General features: G+C 63.2%; 23 protein-coding genes. 13 read left to right on the top strand and 10 right to left on the bottom strand.

What is annotated here, in order from left to right:
- Positions 1 to 121 precede the first annotated feature (121 nt).
- Positions 122 to 1483 (top strand): PD40 domain-containing protein, encoded by a 1362-nt coding sequence (locus tag HW554_RS10565; RefSeq protein ID WP_176908553.1) that lies wholly within the window; start codon positions 122 to 124, stop codon positions 1481 to 1483.
- Positions 1480 to 1935: a toxin-antitoxin system YwqK family antitoxin gene (locus HW554_RS10560; protein WP_176908552.1), complete on the top strand. Its 456-nt coding sequence runs from the start codon at positions 1480 to 1482 to the stop codon at positions 1933 to 1935. The genes HW554_RS10565 and HW554_RS10560 overlap by 4 nt, the downstream gene beginning before the upstream one ends.
- Before the next feature lie 169 nt (positions 1936 to 2104).
- Here HW554_RS10560 and HW554_RS10555 read toward each other — a convergent pair whose 3' ends face one another.
- From HW554_RS10555 to HW554_RS10540, 4 genes are all read right to left on the bottom strand, one after another.
- On the bottom strand, positions 2105 to 2305 hold the full coding sequence (locus HW554_RS10555) for a hypothetical protein (RefSeq protein ID WP_176908551.1): 201 nt from the start codon (positions 2303 to 2305) through the stop codon (positions 2105 to 2107).
- A gap of 26 nt (positions 2306 to 2331) precedes the next feature.
- The gene (locus HW554_RS10550; protein ID WP_176908550.1) at positions 2332 to 2631 is read right to left on the bottom strand and encodes a hypothetical protein; all 300 of its coding nucleotides are present in this window, start codon (positions 2629 to 2631) and stop codon (positions 2332 to 2334) included.
- A 75-nt stretch (positions 2632 to 2706) separates the two neighbouring features.
- Positions 2707 to 3150 (bottom strand): hypothetical protein, encoded by a 444-nt coding sequence (locus tag HW554_RS10545; RefSeq protein WP_176908549.1) that lies wholly within the window; start codon positions 3148 to 3150, stop codon positions 2707 to 2709.
- Positions 3137 to 3676, bottom strand: a complete 540-nt coding sequence (locus HW554_RS10540; protein WP_246285189.1) for a M15 family metallopeptidase — start codon at positions 3674 to 3676, stop codon at positions 3137 to 3139. Before HW554_RS10540 ends, HW554_RS10545 begins: the two co-directional genes overlap by 14 nt.
- 1110 nt (positions 3677 to 4786) lie before the next feature.
- Here HW554_RS10540 and HW554_RS10535 point away from each other — a divergent pair.
- The 7 genes from HW554_RS10535 to HW554_RS10505 all read left to right on the top strand — a co-directional run bounded on the left by HW554_RS10535 (position 4787) and on the right by HW554_RS10505 (position 8542).
- The gene (locus tag HW554_RS10535; protein ID WP_176908548.1) at positions 4787 to 5164 is read left to right on the top strand and encodes a hypothetical protein; all 378 of its coding nucleotides are present in this window, start codon (positions 4787 to 4789) and stop codon (positions 5162 to 5164) included.
- Entirely contained in the window at positions 5157 to 5483 is a 327-nt protein-coding gene (locus HW554_RS10530; protein WP_176908547.1) for a hypothetical protein, read from the top strand. Before HW554_RS10535 ends, HW554_RS10530 begins: the two co-directional genes overlap by 8 nt.
- Positions 5484 to 5533: 50 nt before the next feature.
- Positions 5534 to 5848 carry a DUF3846 domain-containing protein gene (locus HW554_RS10525; RefSeq protein ID WP_176908546.1) on the top strand — a complete coding sequence of 105 codons (315 nt, stop codon included), beginning with the start codon at positions 5534 to 5536 and terminating at the stop codon, positions 5846 to 5848.
- Between the two features lie 69 nt (positions 5849 to 5917).
- Positions 5918 to 6643: a hypothetical protein gene (locus HW554_RS10520; RefSeq protein ID WP_176908545.1), complete on the top strand. Its 726-nt coding sequence runs from the start codon at positions 5918 to 5920 to the stop codon at positions 6641 to 6643.
- 66 nt (positions 6644 to 6709) lie between these two features.
- Positions 6710 to 6955: a hypothetical protein gene (locus tag HW554_RS10515; protein WP_176908544.1), complete on the top strand. Its 246-nt coding sequence runs from the start codon at positions 6710 to 6712 to the stop codon at positions 6953 to 6955.
- A gap of 19 nt (positions 6956 to 6974) precedes the next feature.
- Entirely contained in the window at positions 6975 to 7610 is a 636-nt protein-coding gene (locus tag HW554_RS10510) for a PD-(D/E)XK nuclease-like domain-containing protein (RefSeq protein WP_176908543.1), read from the top strand.
- Positions 7611 to 7717: 107 nt separating this feature from the next.
- Complete coding sequence (locus tag HW554_RS10505; protein ID WP_176908542.1) at positions 7718 to 8542, top strand: DUF3800 domain-containing protein; 825 nt, start codon at positions 7718 to 7720, stop codon at positions 8540 to 8542.
- Positions 8543 to 8782: 240 nt separating this feature from the next.
- On the opposite strand, the gene HW554_RS10500 is transcribed toward HW554_RS10505, so the two are convergent.
- The 3 genes from HW554_RS10500 to HW554_RS10490 form a co-directional block, all read right to left on the bottom strand.
- A complete protein-coding gene (locus HW554_RS10500; RefSeq protein WP_246285188.1) occupies positions 8783 to 9196 on the bottom strand; it encodes a hypothetical protein in 414 nt (137 codons plus the stop codon).
- 167 nt (positions 9197 to 9363) lie between these two features.
- Complete coding sequence (locus tag HW554_RS10495; RefSeq protein ID WP_176908540.1) at positions 9364 to 10110, bottom strand: hypothetical protein; 747 nt, start codon at positions 10108 to 10110, stop codon at positions 9364 to 9366.
- A 65-nt stretch (positions 10111 to 10175) separates the two neighbouring features.
- Positions 10176 to 10667, bottom strand: coding sequence for a thermonuclease family protein (locus HW554_RS10490; protein WP_317170867.1), 492 nt, complete (start codon positions 10665 to 10667; stop codon positions 10176 to 10178).
- A 163-nt stretch (positions 10668 to 10830) separates the two neighbouring features.
- On the opposite strand from HW554_RS10490, the gene HW554_RS10485 reads away from it, so the two are divergent.
- From HW554_RS10485 to HW554_RS10470, 4 genes are all read left to right on the top strand, one after another.
- On the top strand, positions 10831 to 11025 hold the full coding sequence (locus tag HW554_RS10485) for a hypothetical protein (RefSeq protein ID WP_176908538.1): 195 nt from the start codon (positions 10831 to 10833) through the stop codon (positions 11023 to 11025).
- 308 nt (positions 11026 to 11333) lie between these two features.
- Entirely contained in the window at positions 11334 to 12470 is a 1137-nt protein-coding gene (locus HW554_RS10480) for a helix-turn-helix domain-containing protein (protein ID WP_176908537.1), read from the top strand.
- A 107-nt stretch (positions 12471 to 12577) separates the two neighbouring features.
- Positions 12578 to 14086 carry a S41 family peptidase gene (locus HW554_RS10475; RefSeq protein WP_176908536.1) on the top strand — a complete coding sequence of 503 codons (1509 nt, stop codon included), beginning with the start codon at positions 12578 to 12580 and terminating at the stop codon, positions 14084 to 14086.
- 92 nt (positions 14087 to 14178) lie between these two features.
- The gene (locus HW554_RS10470) at positions 14179 to 14529 is read left to right on the top strand and encodes a hypothetical protein (RefSeq protein ID WP_176908535.1); all 351 of its coding nucleotides are present in this window, start codon (positions 14179 to 14181) and stop codon (positions 14527 to 14529) included.
- Positions 14530 to 14657: 128 nt separating this feature from the next.
- On the opposite strand, the gene HW554_RS10465 is transcribed toward HW554_RS10470, so the two are convergent.
- From HW554_RS10465 to HW554_RS10455, 3 genes are all read right to left on the bottom strand, one after another.
- Positions 14658 to 16487 carry a serine hydrolase domain-containing protein gene (locus tag HW554_RS10465; RefSeq protein ID WP_176908534.1) on the bottom strand — a complete coding sequence of 610 codons (1830 nt, stop codon included), beginning with the start codon at positions 16485 to 16487 and terminating at the stop codon, positions 14658 to 14660.
- Positions 16488 to 16516: 29 nt separating this feature from the next.
- Positions 16517 to 17635, bottom strand: coding sequence for a helix-turn-helix domain-containing protein (locus tag HW554_RS10460; protein WP_176908533.1), 1119 nt, complete (start codon positions 17633 to 17635; stop codon positions 16517 to 16519).
- 71 nt (positions 17636 to 17706) lie between these two features.
- Positions 17707 to 19035: a phage integrase SAM-like domain-containing protein gene (locus HW554_RS10455; RefSeq protein WP_176908532.1), complete on the bottom strand. Its 1329-nt coding sequence runs from the start codon at positions 19033 to 19035 to the stop codon at positions 17707 to 17709.
- Positions 19036 to 19064 lie beyond the last annotated feature (29 nt).

Below are 19064 nucleotides of genomic sequence, written 5' to 3'. Positions count from 1 at the left end.
GCGTAAGGCTGGTAGATGAGCCCGCCCAACCATTTCGTCGGCTATTAGCCCGCTTCGTCAGATTTTACCGGGAATAGCTGCCGGCACTCCCTAGTATTAGGTTGCCATCTATGCTGCTCCCATGCCGACGACAACCACGACGACATTGGCCCTTGTACTCAGCGCCGCCCTGCTGGGCTGCGGCCCGCGGGCCAGCGCGCAGCTGCGGCCACCGCCTCGTATCTACGTCCCCGGCCAGGACTCGCTAAGCACCTTCACGGGCATCGTTCAAACGCTTTATCCGGATGGCAAGCCCCACGTCTGGAAAGAGCTGCTCAACGGGGAGGCCTCCGGCACGTGGCTGGAGTGGTACCCCAGCGGTGCCATCCGCTACCGGGCTGCCTGGTGGCAGGGCAAGGGCCATGGTACCTGGGAGTACTTCTACCCGACGGGCCTACGGGAGTCGGCGGAAGTATACGAGCAGGACTTGCTGGTCGGTCTGGCTTCCCGCTACCATCCCAACGGGCAGTTGGCCACCGAGGGCTCCTATCTGCGGGGGCAGCGCCACGGTTACGTGCGCACCTTCGCCCCGGACGGAACCCCGCTTGCGGCCCTCCTCTATCAGGATGACAAGCGGGTGCTCAACGTGCCGGTGCTGTTCGAGCCCGGGCGCATTGCTACCGAGGCCAACCAGGAGTGGGACATCACCTTCGAGCCGGACGGCAACACGCTCTATTTCACCCGAAAGCGGGCGGGCACCACGGCCCAGCAAATCTACCGGGCCGAACGCACGCCCACTGGCTGGAGTGAGCCCCGGCCCGCCGCCTTTTCCACTGGCCCCGACGAGGGGGCGTTCATTACCCCGGACGGCCAGCGGTTCTACTTCGCTTCCCTGCGCCCGCTACCGGGCCGGGCCAGGCGGCCGGGCTCTACCGACATGAACCTGTGGGTGATGGACAAGAAGGCGGGCCGCTGGAGCACCCCACGACCCCTGTCGGCCCCCATCAATTTTGTGCAGCAGCCCGGCGAGGTCTGGCCCACGCACTACGAGGCCGGCCCGACAACCGATGCAGTTGGCAACCTCTACTATTGGTCGGGTAGCCGCACGGGCTCCGATGCTAATCTGTACCAGGCCCCGCGGCAGCCGGACGGGCGCTTTGGCCCGCCGCAGGAGTTGCCCACCCCCCCGAACAGCCGCGGGGCCGACAGCGGCCCCTGCCTGTCGCCCGATGGCAATCTGCTGTTCTTTGCCTCCTACGACCGGGCCGACGGCCTGGGGCAGGAGGATATCTACTACTGCCGTAAAGTGAACGGGCAGTGGAGCAGCGCCCGCAACCTGGGGCCAGCCATCAACTCCGGTCGTAACGACATCTGCCCGCGCTTCTCACCCGACGGCAAGCACTTCTTCTTCAGCAGCGACCGGGCACCCGAGCTGGACCCGACGGGGGAACGGGTGTACAGCATCTACTACCTGGAAACCGCCTACCTACTTCTGCAACCATGAAATACCTTGTCCTCATCAGCGGTGGCCTCCTCATGCTACCGGGCCCCGCCCCCCAACAGGCACCCGCCGATACCACCCGGCAGAAGCGGGTGCCCATGAGCCGGACCTATCAGCGCCCCGCGCCGGAAGGCAACCGGTACTTTGAGCGGGGCAGCACCCAGCCTTACACCGGTCTGCTCTACGGCCGCTACGCGAATGGCAAGTACCAAACCATCCAGCAGTACAAAGACGGTCTGGGCAATGGCTACTGGATAGACTTCGACCCCGAAGGCAACAAGGAGTGCCAGGGCACTTACCGGGAAAACCGGGTGGAAGGTCCGGTTACGTTTTTCTATGAGAATGGCCGCGTGAAGTCCAAAGGGCAATACCGCCACTGGAAACGGCCCATTGGCGAGTGGGTCTACTACGATAAACAAGGCAACGTCGCCCACCGCATGACCTACACCCGGTAAGCGGAGCCTATCGGAACGAAGCAGTCCGATTACCCGTCAACATCTGTTGTGCGTGAGCAAAAGCAAGCCGCTGCAAACCCGCCTGCTACTCACCCATTAGCTTCTGTGCTCACCTGAACACAGAACGGCCACCCGCTTGGGTGGCCGCTGTCGTTTCCAGTCGTCGGGTTCACGCGCCCGGCTCCGGTGGCTTGTGCTTCTTCTCGCGCCGCACGCCCTTGAAGGGCTTGCCATCTTCCTTCACATCCATAAAGCGCCCCGTCTCCGCATCACGCTTCACGTACTGCTTCGTAACCGGGTTGAACGTCTGGGACCGTTTGCGCACGGCCCCTTTGCGGGCGTTGTCGCCGGTAGGAGGGTTAGTTGCCATTTGAGTAAAAGTGTAAGTGTAGAACATCAAAGCGAAGCCGCGTCCCCGCGCTCCACCACCCGCTGCCGGTCAGCCGCCGCCGGCTCATCCGCCACCCGCAGCAATTCCCCGTTCGGGTCCACTGCCGCCGATGACACGGCCGCGGCCACGCTCCCCGCCAGCAGCAGGTAGCCGCCCAGCGTCACCAGCGCCGCCGGCAACGCCACCGGGGCCGTGGCGATAATACCGCCGATGGCCGCCAGCGCGGCCCCAATCGTGCGCACCTTCCGAAAGAACCGGGGCGTCGGCAACGTCACCCGGTCGAGCACTGTCAGTTTCTGGTTCATCGTAGTTGGGTTTTAGTGATTGGTTTTCGGTCTTTATCATCCGTCATTCCTCGCTGATAGCTACAAGCCGGTAGCTTAATCATTACCCAGCCGGGCCAGAATCCGGTCCGCCCACTTGTTGCGCGAATCCTGTTCCTTGCTGGCCTCGGTCAGTACTTTCGTGCGTTCCTCCACCAGGGCCATGGTCTTGTCTATGTGGGCCAGCCGCTCGGTCAGCTTGAGCACCAGGTCGGTCATTTCCTTGCGCAGCTCGGCCCGCTGCTGCAACCCCTCATTGCGCACCTGCTCGGCCTGCAGCTTCATTTCCTCCCGCAGCTTGCCTTCCCGCGCCACCGCCGAAATGTGGTAGTCGTCCACCTTCACCGCCAGCGCCGCCGCCTGCTGCTCGTGCTTCTGGTAAGCCACCTTTAGCTCCTCCACTGCCCGCCAGTTCTTCACGAAGTATAGCAGCACCGCCACCGCCCCGGCCACCACCGACGTCACCACGCCCCAGTTGTCGAGTAGATTACCCACGTTCATCACCTCCTTTCCACCCCGTCAGCACCTCAAAGTGCGGCCGGTCCTTAAACGAGGGCCAGTCGCCGCCCCACACCACCCGGGCATCGGCGTACTTCATCAGCCGGGCAAACTTGCTCAACAGCAGCCCCGACCACGACACCGAGCCATCGGCCAGCTGAAACGCCACGTCCAGCGCCGGGGTAGGGGAATAGTTGTGCTTCGACTCCCCGCCCCGCTTGTAGGTCACGATGGGCCCCGGCCGGCCGCGCCCCTGCCGGTACAGCTCCTCCTGCCGCTCCGGACTCCGGTAGCACTCGGTGATGATGGGCCGCCCCGCCAGCCGCAGCACCGGGTCGCCCAGCCACCGGCGCAACGCCTGCGAGTAGGCCCCGGCCAGGCTCGGTACTGCCTGCCTCAGCCTGACCGTCTGCCGCTGCTCCTGCGCCGCACTCAGTACCGGTATCATCCGCTGCCGCCCGGCCACTACACTGGGTGCAGCCGGGGCTAAAAGATGGTCGGGTGTTACGATGTGGCTGATGCTGGTCATGGTAGTAGTGCTTTGTTACAACGGTTAGCTCAAATGCTAATTTACGTTACAATTTGCAACATATTCCAATTGCCCAACAATGCAGTCTGATTGAATTATTTTGGGCAACCCCTTCGGGCCGGGCTATCCGCCACTCCGCTTCGCTTCGGCCCTGCGGGCAGCCTCCCGTTGGTCGGCTTGGCTACTATCCCTGTTGCGGCCCCCGCTACCCGGATTCGGTCTTTACTCAGTGAAGCATCCCCATTCCAGCCCCTGACGCCAGCCCACCGCACCGCTGGCGCGCAGCCCGGCCAGCCCCCCGCAAACCCCACCCACGCCAGGCAGCGCGCCGGCCCCACCCCAGCCCGCCGCCCCGGGCCCGGCCGCCGCTTTCATTCCCTGCTCTCCCGCCGCAACGCGGCGCTACGGCCATTCGTCGCTCCGCTCCTCACGCCCGCCGCTTGCTCTGCTCTGGTCGCTCCGGTCATTGCCGCGCCGGCACGCCCCTCTCCCCACCGCACCGATTCTCCAGCCCCGCCAGCACCCCCTGATACACCCCACCGCCCACCTACCGCACCGCTACCGGGCCGCCCGGGTCCCCCAAAAGGCCCCGCGCCACCCGTCCGCACCCCCTGGTTCGGCCGCAGGCCACAGGCCGAAAAAGCCTGCCTCCTGCAAGTAGTATATGCGTTCAGGCCACGCAGGCCAAATGATAAGGCCCGCTTCGCGGATAGGCTCATTGGGGAGTACCCCAAACCCCCGCCATCATGCCCCGGCTAACGCCCGGTCATCAACCTCGGGCTCCGCCACCTCCCGCTGGTCGGCCGCTACCCCCTCATAAGGCCGGCTCCGCCGAGTGTCCATCGGGGGCTGGCCGCCCCCAAACCCCGGCTGAAAAGGCATTAAGGTCTTGTTCAGTTGGCCGCACTCGGTCGTGTCCTGCAATAAATTGCACTTTAATCAGTCGCCCCGGTTCTTTATATGCCCGTATTTTGCACAATCATATGTTACACTTTGTTAGATTTATAATCATTTAGTTAGTATATTAGAGTAGTAAGTCGGGAAAGGCCCGGCTGCCCGCCCTATCCGGAGGCCTACGGCGCGGGGCACCCACGGCTAACACCTACAGCCATGTTCACTGCTTTGCAACTCTCGCAGCTTGCCGCTGCCGCCTGGTCCGGCCCCGCCGCCTCGCACTTCGCCACCATCAGCCACTACCACGCTCCGGATGGCTTCGCCCGTACCCAGTATTCCGTTTCCTATCACGTAGCCGGGCTTTGCCACCTGGGGCAGGCGCTGTGCCCCTTCGAGGCCGTAGCCGCCGCCGTGCGCACCTTCGCTGCAGTCCAGCCCCATCCCAGTCTCACGGCCGCGCTGGTGGTTGCCCACGCTGCCCAGGCGTTGCGCCGGGCCGCCGCTGCCTTTTCCGGGGCCCCGCTGCCCCGCCCGGGTTTTGCCGCCCGCGCCCGCCGCCGCCGGCCCGTCATTTCCGGTTTGCGCCGTGCGTAGCCTGCCTACTCCCGTAGCGCCCGCCCCGGTGGGGGCGGGCTGCTACTACCGGGCCGTGGCCCTGTACGCCGTGGCCCCCGGCTGGGCCGTGGTGTGCGAGCAGCGCGAGCCGGGCAGCAGCAGCTACCAGCAAACCGCCGTGGCCCGCTACCATACCGGCGAGGCTGCCCACCAGCAGGCGCAGTTCCTCAACAAGCTGGCGGCCTTGCAGGCCCGCGCCGAGGCCCTGTACGCCCGCCCACTATTCGCCGAGCCCTTTATGCAGCCGCTGTTCGCCGCCTGTGCCGCGCTGGCCGCCGCCTCAACTCTCAATCAGTAGCCACCGGCCCGCGCCCCCTCGGCGGCGCGGGCCCCTAACTCCCCATTATTATGCCTGCCACCGCTACCACTTACCAGCCCCAGCTGCTCGACCCGCACAGCGCCGCGCCGCAGCCCACCAGCCCCGCCAACGGCCGCAGCTTCCGGCTGGCCGAGCTATACCAGCTGCTCGACTGCCGGACCGTCGAAGTCGTGCGCCTCTCGGATGAGCTCATCCTCATCATCGATGAAGAGGGCAAGTTCCGCAACCCGGCCTACCTCAACCTGCTGGCTACCTACCTCTGGTACAAGTACCAGCCCGCCGCCCGCGGGCAGGATTCTATCGTCGGCCGCGCCCTGCTCTGCCACGATAAGCAATTCAAATAAGACACCACCCGGCGACGGGGCCGGCCGCCAACGGGCCCCGCTTTTTTCACCCTCTTAACCCTTTGCATTATGGCAACCGCCACCAAAACCTCCAAAGCCCCCGCCGTTACGTCCACCGCCGTAGCCGCCCTCACCACCACGCCGGCCCCGAGCCGCGCCTACCTGACGGCCACGCTCGACGAGGCCACCGGCGAGCTGACCGAAACCAGCCGCTTCCGGTACCTGCCCGGCCACCCCCGGCAGATTCGCTTCGATGCCAAGGCCGGCCAGTTCAACATCAACGGCCAGACCCAGCTGGGCCCCACGCTCAGCTTCATTCCGCTGGCCTGGCGCATCTTCTCCGACGACATCCTTAACATGGGCCGCAAGCTCTGGGCCGAGCTATTCTACGCCGACGACAAGGGCGCCGTATGCGCCGTGCTCTTCCACGGCTACAGCGTCGAGAACCTGTACCGCCTCATTGAGCCGCTGTTCTACGATGAGCTCACGCTGGCCGATGTAGTTGTCCATGTGCGCGCCGTGAAGAAGGAAACGACCAAGGAGGGCAAGAAGGCCACCTACTACCTGGCCCAGTTCAGCTACGAGCCCGCCGAGCTATCCGAGGTAGTAGCCCGCCGCGACTTCGCCCACGACTTCCCTATCTGGCGGGCTGAAACCTACACCGGCGCAGCCGACATGCGCATCCAGCACGGCTACACCGTGCACGGCTACACCGTGCCCGGCGGGGATACGTCGGCGGCAGACGACAGCACCCCCGGCAGCCCGGAGCCCGCCGCCCTGCCCCAGGCCGCCTAGTGCCCGGCCCCCGCGGTATCCGCCGTGGGGGCCATCCGGCTATCCGTTCACTTGCTCACTGCCATCATGGATACCACCACCGACCCGCCCCGGCTGCTCATTGAGCAGCCACCCCACGACGAAGCCGAGGCTGCCTTATTGGCCAGGCTCACCGAGACGCTAGCCACTGCCGAACCCCGGCCCGACCTGCGCGACCTGGCCCCCGATGTACGCCAGCTCTTCCCCGGGCCCGCCTACCTGGTCGGCTGTGGCGGCGCCCACGTCTGGCTGCACCGCACCGCCGATTCCCAGCGCCTGGCTATCATCCGCTAACCCCATTTCACCTACCACCATGTTCCATAATCTGCAAGCCTACCCCGGCCTCACCCAGGAGCAGCACCGCGCCCTGCCCGCCATCAGCAATACCGACCTCTCCAATCTGAAGGCGCAGGTGCTGGGCCAGCTCCGCGCCCCCAATCCGCAGGCCTTGGCCTACGGCACGGCCTTCCACGCTGCCACCCTAGAGCCGGCCACCTACGCCCGTACCGACGATAAATGCCCCTGGGGCCAGCTCGAAGCGCTAGCCCGCCAGGTACGCCGCCAGCGCTACTGCCGCGACCTGCTTTACCGTGGCACCCCCGAGCTCACGCATACCGCGGTGCATACCGAAACCGGCCTGCTGGTAAAAGTGCGCCCCGACCTGCTCGTGCGCAGCCCAGCCGGCCGCCGCACCACGCTGATAGACTTCAAAACCACCAGCTGCCAGGACCTCCCACACTTCCTGGCTTGCGCCGGGCAGTATGACTACGACCGCCAGGCCGCTCTGTACCTCGACGCGCTTGCCGCTGACCGCTTCCTGATTATCGGCGTGCAGAAGAAGGCCCCGCACGCAGTCTGGGTATTCGACGCCACTGCTTCGCCTGGCTTCATTGAGCAGGGACGCAAGAAGTACGCGGCATTGTTGCGTCGTCGTGCAGCTAACGGCTAACCTTTATTCCCAATCAATTATGCGTAAAGGCCATTTAGCAGTCGGAATCTACTATTTTTGAATGCCGGGCTGTGTTCGTACGCTGCCCGGCATACTCATTTTTGCTGATGCGCTATTATATCTACTGTGACGAGTCCGTTTTGCGGGGCCGGCTTTTTTCAGATTTTTATGGAGGACTCATTGTTGACAGTCGGATAGCGGGATTACTTATTCCGCTGTTGCGGGACAAATTTCAGGAACTGGGACTGACTGGGGAAGTGAAATGGACGAAAACCAATGAATTCCTGCTGCCTGTTTATCAAGAGTTGATGGACTTCTTCTTTGACTTTGTGGCCGCCGGCCACGTCAGAGTGCGTATCATGTTCACGCAGAATCTGCATGCACCTGGCTCTAGCCTCACCACCTATCAGCGGCAGCACCAGTACCATTTACTGTACTACCAATTCCTCAAACATGCTTTCGGCCTGCAATACCTACCTGTGCCCGCCGACGGTGCCAATCATCTGGAGCTATTTTTCGATAAGCTGCCGGATAAGGAAGCAAAAAATCAACTTTTCAAAAACTATTTACTCCGGCTGCCGCAACAGCCCGAGTTCAAGAAAGCTGGTATTCAGTTAGCCCCCGATGCTATTGGCGAAGTAGATTCTGCTCACCACCCACTGCTCCAGTGTCTCGACGTAGTATTGGGGGCAATGGCCTTCCGCCTCAATAAGCAGCATCTGGAAAAACCACCAGGCCAGCGCTTACGCGGCAAACGTACTGTCGCCAAAGAGAAGCTTTACAAGCATATTCACCGGCGTATCGTGGCTCTGTACCCCCGCTTTAACATTGGGGCTAGCACTGGTCGCCCTACCCCAGAGGTAAGCTGGGAACACGCCTATCGCCATTGGAATTTCCAGCGGCAGCCTCCTATCGAACCCGTACCAGAGTAAACTGCATAAAGAAAGCCCCCATACCACCTACAACGTCTCTCGCGTGCAACGCAAGGCTTCGGTGGGTACAGAGGCTTCTTTCTACCCCTTGCAATTGCAGAAGGTGTGCAAATATAGTACAGATTCTGACTAGAAAAAGTTTAGGGGTCGAGCGCGCTCCGAAACTATTGCTCCTCATGCAAAAGGCCGGCCCCTGCAAGCAGGAGCCGGCCCTGCCGGTTAGTTATGGACAGGAAAGCGCTAATCCTGGGTTTCCACTTCCCGTGCCACTGCTGACACCACATCCTTCTCCGGAGTCGCAGCCCTTGCCGTCGGCGCCGGTGGTACAATCGGCGGGCCCGTAACCACATCCCCGAACAACGGGTCGGCCGGCAACGGCTGCCCACCGTTGCCGTCGGGAATCGGATTGAAGAGCTGCTCTTCCTCGCCCGGCGTGCTCTGGCCCAGCAAGCCCGTCAACTGGTCGGGTTGCAGCGCGTCCAGCAGGTCGTGTACCAGAATAGTCTGGGTGCTCACGTCCACGTTGTAGAGTTGGTTGAGCGCATTCATCTGCGCGGCCGCGTCCTGAGACAGGCGTAGTGCGTCGGCCAGCAGCTGGGTGTAGCGCCGGGCTTTTTGGTCCGACTTGGCCCGCTGGCGGATTGCGCGCTTCATGCGCCGCTTGAATTGGACTTGATATGCAGTAAGTGCCATGAGGTAAAAGTTAGGTAGGAGAGATGAGAAGTGAGAGAAGAGCTGGGCAATTGAGCAGAAGAGGTGAGGAGCAGAAGTAGACCGTTGACCGGCTCTCACTTCTTGCTTCTCACCTCTCACTTCTGTCATTAGGCCACGTACTCAATAGCCAGCGGGTTGGTGCTGTTGTTGTTGAGGGCGTAGAACTTGCCGTTAATCTGCTGGTAGAAGTTGATGCCCACCACGCCCACCACCAGGTTAGCCGCCGCCGGAGCCGCTGGGAAAGTGGCCACCACCGCCTGGTTCACTAGGGCCGCGCTGTTGATGGGCAGAATGCCCAGCGGAGCGGCCACCACGGCCCCCGTGAACGTCAGCATCTCCATGTCCAGGTCGGCGGCCGCAAACACCACCTCGAAGTGCGTCGCGCCCTGCGGCGCAGCAATGTCCGAGGCCGGGTTCAGCGCCGGGATGCTCATGGTCACATCCGCCCCGTTGCCGGTTAGCTCGTAGGGGAAGTACATGGTCTGCCCGATGCCGGCCCCGGCGTTGAAGTTGAAGCCAAGCAGGGGCGCCGAGTTGCCCGAGTCGAACACGCGCTGGCCTCGGTCGTTCGTGTCGTCGAGGCCGATAACCTCGCGCATCACTTTCGTGAGGCGGGCCGCCAGTTGACTGTCACTGGCCGAAGCAATGGCCACCCGCAGTGAGTCGCGCAGCAGCTTGCTGTACTTGGCGGCCAGGCCAAACTCGGCCGCGTTTTCGCGGGTCCGTGCCCGGCTCGGCGCGTTAGCGAAGGCCGCCTTGTCGCTTGCCGGCTTCTGGGAGATATTCCCGTTTTTGCTGAACACCAGGCCCCCTACGGTGCCCTGGATGCCAATAATGCCCGTCTGACGTGCCATAGTAGTAAGTTGTTAAGGGTTGAAAAATCCGTTGTGCTGTGGCTGCTTGCGCTTGCGCGACCTTGCTACCAGGTGCAGCCCACCCCGTAGCGCCGCTTGTTTTTGTAGTTGAATTGCCGCCACTGCCGCGGCGTGAGCACGCCCACTGCCCCACACTTCCAGAGCCCGCGCCGGGCGGCCAAGGCGGAGGCCTGTTGCGCAGCCCGCCCGGGTATCCGGTGCCTGGGGTCCCAGGCCCAGCCCCAGCCCCTTACCACCAGCAGCGAGTCCAGCGCTAGGGCCGGCCCACCGGTTACCGGCAGTCGTAGCGTGGCCAGCGTCCGCCCGTACAGGTCCACACCGCGCCGCCCGAGTAGTACCTGCCGTGCAGGCGTGAGCAGCCGCGCCACCGATTCGCCCGCCTGCTGCCCGAAGGGTTGGTCCCGTTCCGGCGCGTCCACGCCCAGCAGCCGCACCCGGTACACCACGCTCCCGGCCAGCACGTCGTAGGTATCGGCATCCACCACCCGCACCACCCGCCCGACTTCCTCCTTGGGCAGGATGAGAGTCGGCCGCACAGTAGTCACCATTTGAGCATCCGCTTCATTTAACCCGAAACCGGCGGCAACCAGGAGCAACCACCGGCTGATATACAGTGCTTTAACTTTCATATCGCGAACCTACAACCGGCTTTTTACCGTTGTATATTCGTCTGCCCAACTAGTCCCAATTCGCCCCAACATGCCCCAGGTTTGCCTCTACCCCAAAGACGTTGCCCAACTTACCGGCACCGGCTACGACGCCGGCAAGCGCCTGTTGCAGCGCATCCGCACCCAGCTGCGCAAGCCCGCCCGGGCCTACGTTTCGATAGCTGAGTTCTGCGCCTACACCCGCCTGCCGGAGGCCGAAGTCGCCGCTGCCCTCAATGGAAAGTAGGCGGCATCCAACCGGGGCTGCAGGCAGGACGGAGGCAGTCTGCAGGCAGTAGGCAGGCAGTTCAAAACCAGGCGCTCAAGCTATTTGCCAGCACTTATTCGGATAATACAGTTAAGCTATCCTGTCGCCAGGGTTAGCCCGTAGTAACTCCATTTGCGGCTGATGTATTTACTTGCGGCCCGATGTTTTTCCGATTTGGACTTTATAGCTCCCTACTCCTCCCTTTTGTAGTAACCGGCCTGGCAGCAGTGGCTTGGCTTCTGATTAGGGCTGTCCGCCACGCTGTCGGGTCTGACGTCTGGCTAGCTGTGCTTATCCTGCTTCCCACCCTCAGCGTAGCGCAGTGGATGCTGGGCTTCGCAGGTTGGTACGATAGCCACGACAGCTACTCCACCTTCATGTTCTACATGCCGTGGCAGCTAGGGCTACTGATGGGGCCGGTCTACTACCTCTATTTCCGTAGCCTGACCCGACCGGCCTTTTACCAGCGCCCGGCACTGCGGCACCTGCTGCCGGGCCTTGCGCAAATAACTTTATTCGCTGCTGTTGCTGCTTACGATTTGGGGTGGTGGCGCGGCGTGCGCCAGCGGCCGCTGCCTGACTTCTTCGGAACCAAAGGCTACGGCGCCACCCTGCTTGGCTACCTGGAACTGCCGTTAGCCTTAGCTGGCTACGCACTCCTGCTGGTCTACACCCTGCGCGTGCTGGCGGACTACCGCCGCTACTACCGCTACCTCAACGATAATTTCTCCAACCCGGAGCGGCTGCGTTTCGCCGGACTGCGGCAAATTCTGCTGCTACAGGTAGCCAGCCTGGGGCTGGGGCTGCTATTCACCGGCCTCAACGAGGCATTGTCGCTCAACTACCAATCAGCCTGGTACTTTTACGTCGTGCAGGGTTGTCTGGTATATGGCCTCATCGTGGTAGGACTACAAGCCAACTACGCCGCGGCCAGCAGCCCACTCCCGCTTACCAGCCCCGCACCGCTAACTCTCCCCCCAGCGACTAGCCTGAAGCAGCCACTTGCGGTGACTACTGCCTCTGTCTCGGCAGTCGAGGAAGGAGCCGAACAGGCCTCGGCTGGCCTGGCATCGTTGCCCTCAGAACTACTGGCACACCGTGACCATCTAGTGCATTTTATGGAGACTGAGCAGCCCTGGCTGCGGGCGGAGTTGACGCTGGCCGAGTTGGCCCAGGCCCTGCACGTGACGCCGGGAATACTGTCAAGGGTTATCAATACCGGCTGCGGCTGCAATTTCAGCGACTTTGTAAATGGCTACCGGGTGCGGGCCGCTACCGAGCGGCTAGCCTCCCCCCGTTACGCCCACTACTCGCTGGTGGGCGTCGCCTTTGATTGCGGTTTCAATTCAAAGTCAACGTTCAACCGCGTCTTTAAAAAGCTGGCTGGATATCCACCCAGCGACGTTACCCGTCCCAATACATGAATTGGGACGGCCCATTGTATGGAATAGGGCCATTAAATTAGGGGTAGCCGGTACCTTGGGGCATAGCTGGCCACCGTGGTCAGCCTCACTTGCTTCCCCAGTACCCCATGCCCTACCGTTACCTGCTGCCGTGCCTGCACCTGCTTTGCTGGCTATGGCCCACTTCCCCGGCCCTGGCCCAACTGTCCGTATCCGAGCAGCAAAGCGACTTTGCTATTTTCCGCACGGCTCTCCAGGAAGCGCACGGCGGCCTCACCTACTATATCCGGCCGGCCGAGTTGGCGCGGCAGTGCGACAGCGTGGCCCGCACATTCCGGCCTGCCGCCACCCGCGAGGCCTACTATCTTAAGCTCCGCTACCTGCTCACTCTCCTGCGTCACGGTCATTCGCGTATCGACCTGCCCGGGCACGCGGCCGACTACCGGCTCCGGGCCCTGCAGCCCACGCGACCGTACCTGCCGCTGCAGGTGCGCATCCTCAGCCAGCGCCTCTACTTGCAGCAGGATTGCAGCGCGGAGCAGGTCGTACCGGCCGGCGTGGAAATCGTCGCCATTAATGGCGTGCGCGTCGCCGAGTTGCTGGCCACGATGGCGCCGTACATGCCGGCCGATGGACGTAATACAACCTTCAAGTATTACATGCTGTCGGAGTACTACTACTTCCACTTCCTCTACCAGCTGCTGTACCCCGATGCTACTGCCTTCCGGCTCCGGTTGGCGGGCTCCCGGCGCGAGGTAGAAGTGCGGGGCCAGCTGCCCGCCCAACTGGCGCAAACCTACCAGGCCCGCACGGGCCGGAGCATCAGCCAGTACGCCAAACCTTTACGCTACCAGTCCACGCTGGCCCCAGGAGTCGCCTACCTAAAGGTAGGCAGCTTCTTCAAAGGCTTTATTGAGAACCGCGGGCAGCAATTTCAGCCGTTCATCGACAGCGTGGTCGCCGACCTGCGCCAGCGGGGCACCCGGCACCTGGTACTGGATGTGCGGAGCAACGAAGGCGGCGGCGACGGCTACGCGGAATACCTGTTCGCCCGGCTCACTACTCAGCCTTTCACCCCTATGGGCTTCAACCGGGTGCCCGGCCGCCGCTTTACCACCCAGGCCTACGCCCGCGACTTATCCGACGAATTCAAGGCTTTTGCGTCCGACCCCGGCCAGTTCCTGTTGAACGACACTTCCCTGATAATGAAGCCGAAATTTGCCGACACCCGCCCGATTGCTCCCGCCGTGGAGGCCTTTACCGGCAACTTGTACGTGCTGACCAACGGCGGCACGTTTTCCGCCAGCAGCTACCTGGTCAACTACCTTTACCGGCAGCGCTGCGCCAGCGGCCAGGTCTTGTTTATCGGTGAAGAGAACGGCGGCGACGTGTACAGCAACGTGCTGTGCGCCGGCCAGAGCTACAAGGTCGAGCTACCCAGCTCGCACATCCTGCTGGACCTGCCGCTACTATGCGGCGGGCAGCTGGACCGGACGCCCCCGGTCCGGCGCTTACCCGATTTCTACGTGCAGCCCACCGGCCGGCAGCTTGCCCAGGGCGAGGACGCGGAAATGAACTTTACGCTTCGCTACATCCGGCAGCACCCGGCGGGGCCACCCGTCCCCACCGCCAAGTGAGGCAAGCACCCACTCAGACTCAGCGCAACCGGAGGCCCGGTCATCTCATACATCGTTTTAACCAACTAACAACCATGCGCTTACTATCTATTATGCTGCTTGCCGTACTTATTGGCGGCTCTTCCTTCGGCCCAATCTGGTCGCACACTCTTATCGAGGCGGGCAAGCAATTCGTGCTGGGCAGTCAGCAGCGGGGCGCATTCCAGGTAAGCATTCGTAACAGCGGTCCAGTGCCCTTGAGTATTGCCGAGCGCCAAACTGGTGGCGCCGTGCTGGAACGTGGCCGCCTCGAATCAAACCAGAAAGCTACGCTTGGTTTCAGCGCTGGCTCGGCTGCCTTGGTGCGGAACCTTGGCACCCGTCAGGCGGAGTTTGATGCCAAAATCACCAATAAGACCACGGATAGCTTGAGCATGAGGTACGAAGTGATGGCAAAAGAATAGGCAGTTAGTGGATTATCTATCAGCTTACAGCCCAGCTGGCCCCCACTGCCGCCCCGGCTTCCTACTGAACATCTCGCCCGGAACCTGCCGTCAGCTACCCGGTACCCAATTCCACTTGGTAGCACACTTTACTTCGATACGGCCGCCAGTCTTGCCAGCAAATCTTTGTCGTTTGGGTTGTCGCGCAGGGCCAGGCGGTAAGCGTTCTGGGCTTGCTGCTTGTCTCCCGCCAGCGCGTACCAGTCGCCCCAGCGGGCCGCTACAATGCCGGATTGGGGATACTGCTCACGGGCCAGTTCAAGCAGCCCTTTCGCCCCGGCCAGGTCCGCGCCTCCGGGCTGGCGCGGATTCAGCAGCTCGTAAACGAGGTAGGTAATCTGATACTCGCCCAGTTTCAGGGTGCGGTAGCCGGCTACTGCTTCCGCCACCCGACCCCGGCGCAGCAGCTCATTCGGGAGGAACTCCTCCTCAGGCAGACGGGGCATGGTCTTATCGGCTCCCAGCATTCGAAAGCCGGTGATGCTTCCGGCCGCCGACCGCTCGAATACCCCGCGCAACGGGAAATCGGTGAAGGCCAGCGTGTCGCCGCCCACGGGGTAGCACAGAATGTCGTTGCCCCCATTAATGCGCTCCACCAGGTGGTTGTCTTCGGCTCGCAGGGCCAGCACCTCGTCGGGGCCGCGCCGGTAGCGCCCGGCGTAGCCAGCCAGCACGGCGGGCGGGCAGGCCGCCGGCTCGATGGTGGGGGGCAAAAAGGCGGGCCAGCCGTACACCCGGGCCACCGCCCGCCGGAGCTCTTTGCCCAGCTCGCCGGCCCCGCCATCCTGGTTCATCATAATCACCACGCCCTCGCCCCCCGTCACGCTGCCGATAGCATAGGCCAGAAACCCAGCGTTTACGCCTGTGTGCTCGAAATACCGGCTTTCATCCCCCTGCTGGTCGGCCCGTTGGAGCAGGAACGCGCCCAAGCCCATCTGCTCGTGGTAGGTGCCCGCCGATACCTCTGCTTGGGGGCTGAGTAGTTCGCGGGCAGTTGCCTGGCTCAGCAGCTTACCCCGGCCCCGGCACGCCTGCTGCACTTCAATAAGCAGCCGGGCCAGGTCGGTAGGCGTGGCGTATAAGCCAGCCGGGGCTTGTTGCGGGTACACGTAAGGCATGCCTTGGAACCAGGCGTTTTCCGAGTAGGCCCAGGCGGCCCTTGGCTGCCAGGCGGCTGGCAGGGGCTGGGCGAAAGTCGTGTTGCGCATCCCCAGGGGCCGAAACAGTAGCCGCTCAGTCAGCGCCGTGAAGTCCTGCCTGGTCGCGTCCGTCATGGCCAGCTGGGCCACCAGGTAGCCCCCGCCCGAGTAGTTGAAGCCCGTGCCCGGCTCCCGGTTCACAACCACCGGCCGGGTTTCGGCCGCCGGCTGCCCGCTCAGGATATCCACTACGGAAGGCAGCGGCCCCTGGCCCGGCACGAAGCCGAAGTAGGCCGACTGGCTGGTGCCGCCCTGGTGGCTCAGCAGCAGGCGGAGCGTTACGGGCCGCTGGCGGGTCCAGTCGTTTTCCGCCAGCTTCCACGACGTCAGGTAGGAGTTGATTGGCGCGTCCAAGCTCAGTTTCCCCGCCTGCACCAGCTGCAGGGCCGCCACCGCCGTTGCCAGCTTCGAGATGGAACCCGCCGAGAACAGCGTGGCGGGCGTAACCGGTGCGTGGGTGGTCGTATCGGCCCAGCCGTAGCCTTTGGCCCATTCCACCCGGTAATTGTGAATAACGGCAATGCTCAGGCCCGGCACCCGGTAGTAGCGCATCCGCTCGCGCAAACTCCAGCCCGGCAGGCCCCGCACCGGCACGTAGGGCAGTAGTCCCTGCTCGACGGCCGCCATGCGGGCGGCAGTGGTGGCCGGTAGAACCGGCGTGGGCTGGGCCCGCAACAGCAGGGGCCAGCCGAAACAGCAGAGCAGGATAAGCCAACGCATAGATGGAAGGGTTGAATGAGGCCGTAAACCTAGCCCCCGGCCGCCGTAGTATCGTCCCGAAGTGTAGCCTGGTACTTCTTTTTATACGCACTGGGCGTCAGTTCATTACGCTCTTTGAATGCCCGGTTGAAGGTGGTTTTGGAGTTGAAGCCCGCTTCCAGGGCCAGGGCGAGCAGCGTATAGCGCTGGGCATCGGCCGTGCGCATCCGGCGCTCTACCTCAGCCAGCCGGCAGCTGTTCACCCACTCGGTGAAGGTTTCGCCTATTCCCGCGTTGATGAGGTGTGATACGGTGTTGGGAGGCAAGTCCAGATGCCGGGCCAGCGAGCCGAGCGACAGGTCAGGGTCGCGGTACAGGGCCTCGGTTTGCATCGCCTGCACCAGCCGGGCCAGCTGCACCGAGTCGGGCGGGGCGGGGGCCTTGGCGGGTAGGCCGGCAGTTGCTTCAACGGGTGGTGCTACCGTCGTCCCTACTGGTAGCCCCGGAGTGGTTGCGCCGCCTTTCAGCCAGCCCAGCAGGGCCGCCGCGTAGGCCAGCACCGGCAACAGCAGGCTGGTCAGATAAAACTTCGGGGCCCCAGCCGGCAAATACCCCTCATTCACGAGCGGGTCGAGGGCGGCTAGGGCGTAGAAGACCGCTAATCCCAGCAGCCCCCACCAGAGCCAGCGCGGCCGACGCTGGTGTGCCCGCACCAGCCGGGCGGCCAGCCACAGGTAAATCCAAACCGAAGCTATTGCCCCGTAGTATTCCAGGTAGCGCGTGTAGGGCTTGTGGACCTGCAGCCAGAACCACGTTTTTGTCTTAAAATCCTGGGCCGATACGAGCAGGTAGAAGACTAGCTGCACCCCGCCCGGCACAAAGTGCCAGCCCGATAACGGCCGCTCGGCGCCATACCAGGCCCGTGCCGCCCCCCACAGCAGTGGGCCGTAGCACCAGGAGAAAAACAGCGGCGTGAAATACAGCCATTTGTGCCGGAAGTACACGCCCGAGCTGGCCAGGCAATAGTCCAGCACCTGTAGCGTCAGGGCCAGCACCAACCACCCCAGCCACCGGGCCGCGGCCGGCTGCCCGCGCCGGGTTAGCAGGTACAAGCCGGTTGTCAGCCCCTGCACAAGGCAGAAGACCTGGAAAACCACCCACAGGCTCACATGCACAAGCATAAGGCTCCGGCGTCTGCTACAAAGTTTTGTTCGTTCCCGTTACACAGGCCGAATATACGCTATGTCGCCGGCTCCTTATCGTACCACTCGCCTAGGATACTCCGCCAGGCCTCCAGCACCGCCGGGGCCAGCAATCGGGCCTTGTCCTTGGCGTAGCGGTCCGTCACGTCCTCCTCCGCGTGCCCGAGCACCAGCTTGGCCAAGGCCTTGTTGCCGTTGCCCGCCTGCTTAAGCAGCGTGCCGGCCGTATGCCGGGCCGTGTGCGTCCCGATGACCTGATGAACCGGCCGCCAGTTATGCACCACCTTACCGCCCGTAATCAACCGGTCGTCCCACTCCCGCGTCAGGCCCGCTTGCTGGGCCACCTCCTTAATCCATTCGCCGCGCTGCTGCCAGGTACGGGCCGGAAACTTCCAGCCCCACCGCTCCCCGATACGCACGGCAATAGGAGGGAGGGGCACCGCCGCATCGTTGCCCGTCTTGCCCTGCGCGTGCAGCAGCGCCGGCACCGAAGTGCCATCGGCCAGGGGCAGGGTAATTCGCTCGCGCTTGTCGAACTTCTCCAGGTCCTCGTACCGCCGCCCGCTGAACAGCTGAAACAGCCACCGGTCCCGCTCCTCGGCCAGATGCTCTTCCGTTGGCCGCCACGCAATAAGCCGCCGCACCTCTTCTATCTCCAGGTCCAGCTGCGGCGCGTTCTTGGCCGAATACTGCAGCCAGGGCATGTCTGCCTTCAGGCCCAGCTGCTCAAGGCACTTGCGCAGGCCAGTGAAATGTACCTTGATGGTTGCGTCCGACTTCTGCAGGTCCAGCAGGTGCTGCTGGTATTCCTTGGCCACCTTCTGCGTTACCTGCTCCGGACGCAGGTCCGGCTGCCAGCTTTCCATCATCGTGGCCAGCTGGTCATACTTGCGCAGCGAGTCCTTGCCCAGGTTACGGTTCTGCTCCTTCCACTCCTCCAGCACCTGCCGGAACGTGCGGCTGTCGTCCGCCTTTTGCGTCACCGGTGTCGCTGCCTTAACCCGGGCCTTCGGGAATAGCTCGGCCAGCAGCGCCTTCTTTTCTACCTTCTGAAACGGAGCCGCATCGAAAAGCCGGTTGAAGGCCCCCAGAATATCCCGCTCCCAGTCGCTCAGCCGGCCGTTAATGGCTACGAAGTCATCATGGCCCCGTAGTGCCCGGCCTGAGCCGGCGCTCCACAACTCCTCCGGCTGTCCGTGCCTATCCGTCCGCTGGGGTAGTACCCGCTCGCCGGTATTCTCCTGGATTTCCTGCCCGTGCCAGCGTGCCGTAAGCCGCAGCGGGCAATAGCCCTGCTTATCGGCTTCGGCCAGCCGCGGATGCAGCCGGACACTTATCTTCCTTTTGAACTGCTTTGACTGGTCCATTGGTCGGGAGAAATGTAGGATGTCGCCCT

The sequence above is a fragment of the Hymenobacter lapidiphilus genome (assembly GCF_013377885.1).
Lineage (GTDB): Bacteria > Bacteroidota > Bacteroidia > Cytophagales > Hymenobacteraceae > Hymenobacter > Hymenobacter lapidiphilus.
Note: the sequence above shows the minus strand (reverse complement) of the source record. Positions and strands in the feature narration are given on the sequence as shown.

Excerpts from the sequence above, each read along its gene's own strand:
- HW554_RS10565 (WP_176908553.1), top strand. The coding sequence starts at position 122 with ATGCCGACGACAACCACGACGACATTGGCCCTTGTACTCAGCGCCGCC.
- HW554_RS10560 (WP_176908552.1), top strand. The coding sequence starts at position 1,480 with ATGAAATACCTTGTCCTCATCAGCGGTGGCCTCCTCATGCTACCGGGC.
- HW554_RS10555 (WP_176908551.1), bottom strand. The coding sequence starts at position 2,305 with ATGGCAACTAACCCTCCTACCGGCGACAACGCCCGCAAAGGGGCCGTG.
- HW554_RS10550 (WP_176908550.1), bottom strand. The coding sequence starts at position 2,631 with ATGAACCAGAAACTGACAGTGCTCGACCGGGTGACGTTGCCGACGCCC.
- HW554_RS10545 (WP_176908549.1), bottom strand. The coding sequence starts at position 3,150 with ATGAACGTGGGTAATCTACTCGACAACTGGGGCGTGGTGACGTCGGTG.
- HW554_RS10540 (WP_246285189.1), bottom strand. The coding sequence starts at position 3,676 with ATGACCAGCATCAGCCACATCGTAACACCCGACCATCTTTTAGCCCCG.
- HW554_RS10535 (WP_176908548.1), top strand. The coding sequence starts at position 4,787 with ATGTTCACTGCTTTGCAACTCTCGCAGCTTGCCGCTGCCGCCTGGTCC.
- HW554_RS10525 (WP_176908546.1), top strand. The coding sequence starts at position 5,534 with ATGCCTGCCACCGCTACCACTTACCAGCCCCAGCTGCTCGACCCGCAC.
- HW554_RS10520 (WP_176908545.1), top strand. The coding sequence starts at position 5,918 with ATGGCAACCGCCACCAAAACCTCCAAAGCCCCCGCCGTTACGTCCACC.
- HW554_RS10515 (WP_176908544.1), top strand. The coding sequence starts at position 6,710 with ATGGATACCACCACCGACCCGCCCCGGCTGCTCATTGAGCAGCCACCC.
- HW554_RS10510 (WP_176908543.1), top strand. The coding sequence starts at position 6,975 with ATGTTCCATAATCTGCAAGCCTACCCCGGCCTCACCCAGGAGCAGCAC.
- HW554_RS10505 (WP_176908542.1), top strand. The coding sequence starts at position 7,718 with ATGCGCTATTATATCTACTGTGACGAGTCCGTTTTGCGGGGCCGGCTT.
- HW554_RS10500 (WP_246285188.1), bottom strand. The coding sequence starts at position 9,196 with ATGAAGCGCGCAATCCGCCAGCGGGCCAAGTCGGACCAAAAAGCCCGG.
- HW554_RS10495 (WP_176908540.1), bottom strand. The coding sequence starts at position 10,110 with ATGGCACGTCAGACGGGCATTATTGGCATCCAGGGCACCGTAGGGGGC.
- HW554_RS10485 (WP_176908538.1), top strand. The coding sequence starts at position 10,831 with ATGCCCCAGGTTTGCCTCTACCCCAAAGACGTTGCCCAACTTACCGGC.
- HW554_RS10475 (WP_176908536.1), top strand. The coding sequence starts at position 12,578 with ATGCCCTACCGTTACCTGCTGCCGTGCCTGCACCTGCTTTGCTGGCTA.
- HW554_RS10470 (WP_176908535.1), top strand. The coding sequence starts at position 14,179 with ATGCTGCTTGCCGTACTTATTGGCGGCTCTTCCTTCGGCCCAATCTGG.
- HW554_RS10465 (WP_176908534.1), bottom strand. The coding sequence starts at position 16,487 with ATGCGTTGGCTTATCCTGCTCTGCTGTTTCGGCTGGCCCCTGCTGTTG.
- HW554_RS10455 (WP_176908532.1), bottom strand. The coding sequence starts at position 19,035 with ATGGACCAGTCAAAGCAGTTCAAAAGGAAGATAAGTGTCCGGCTGCAT.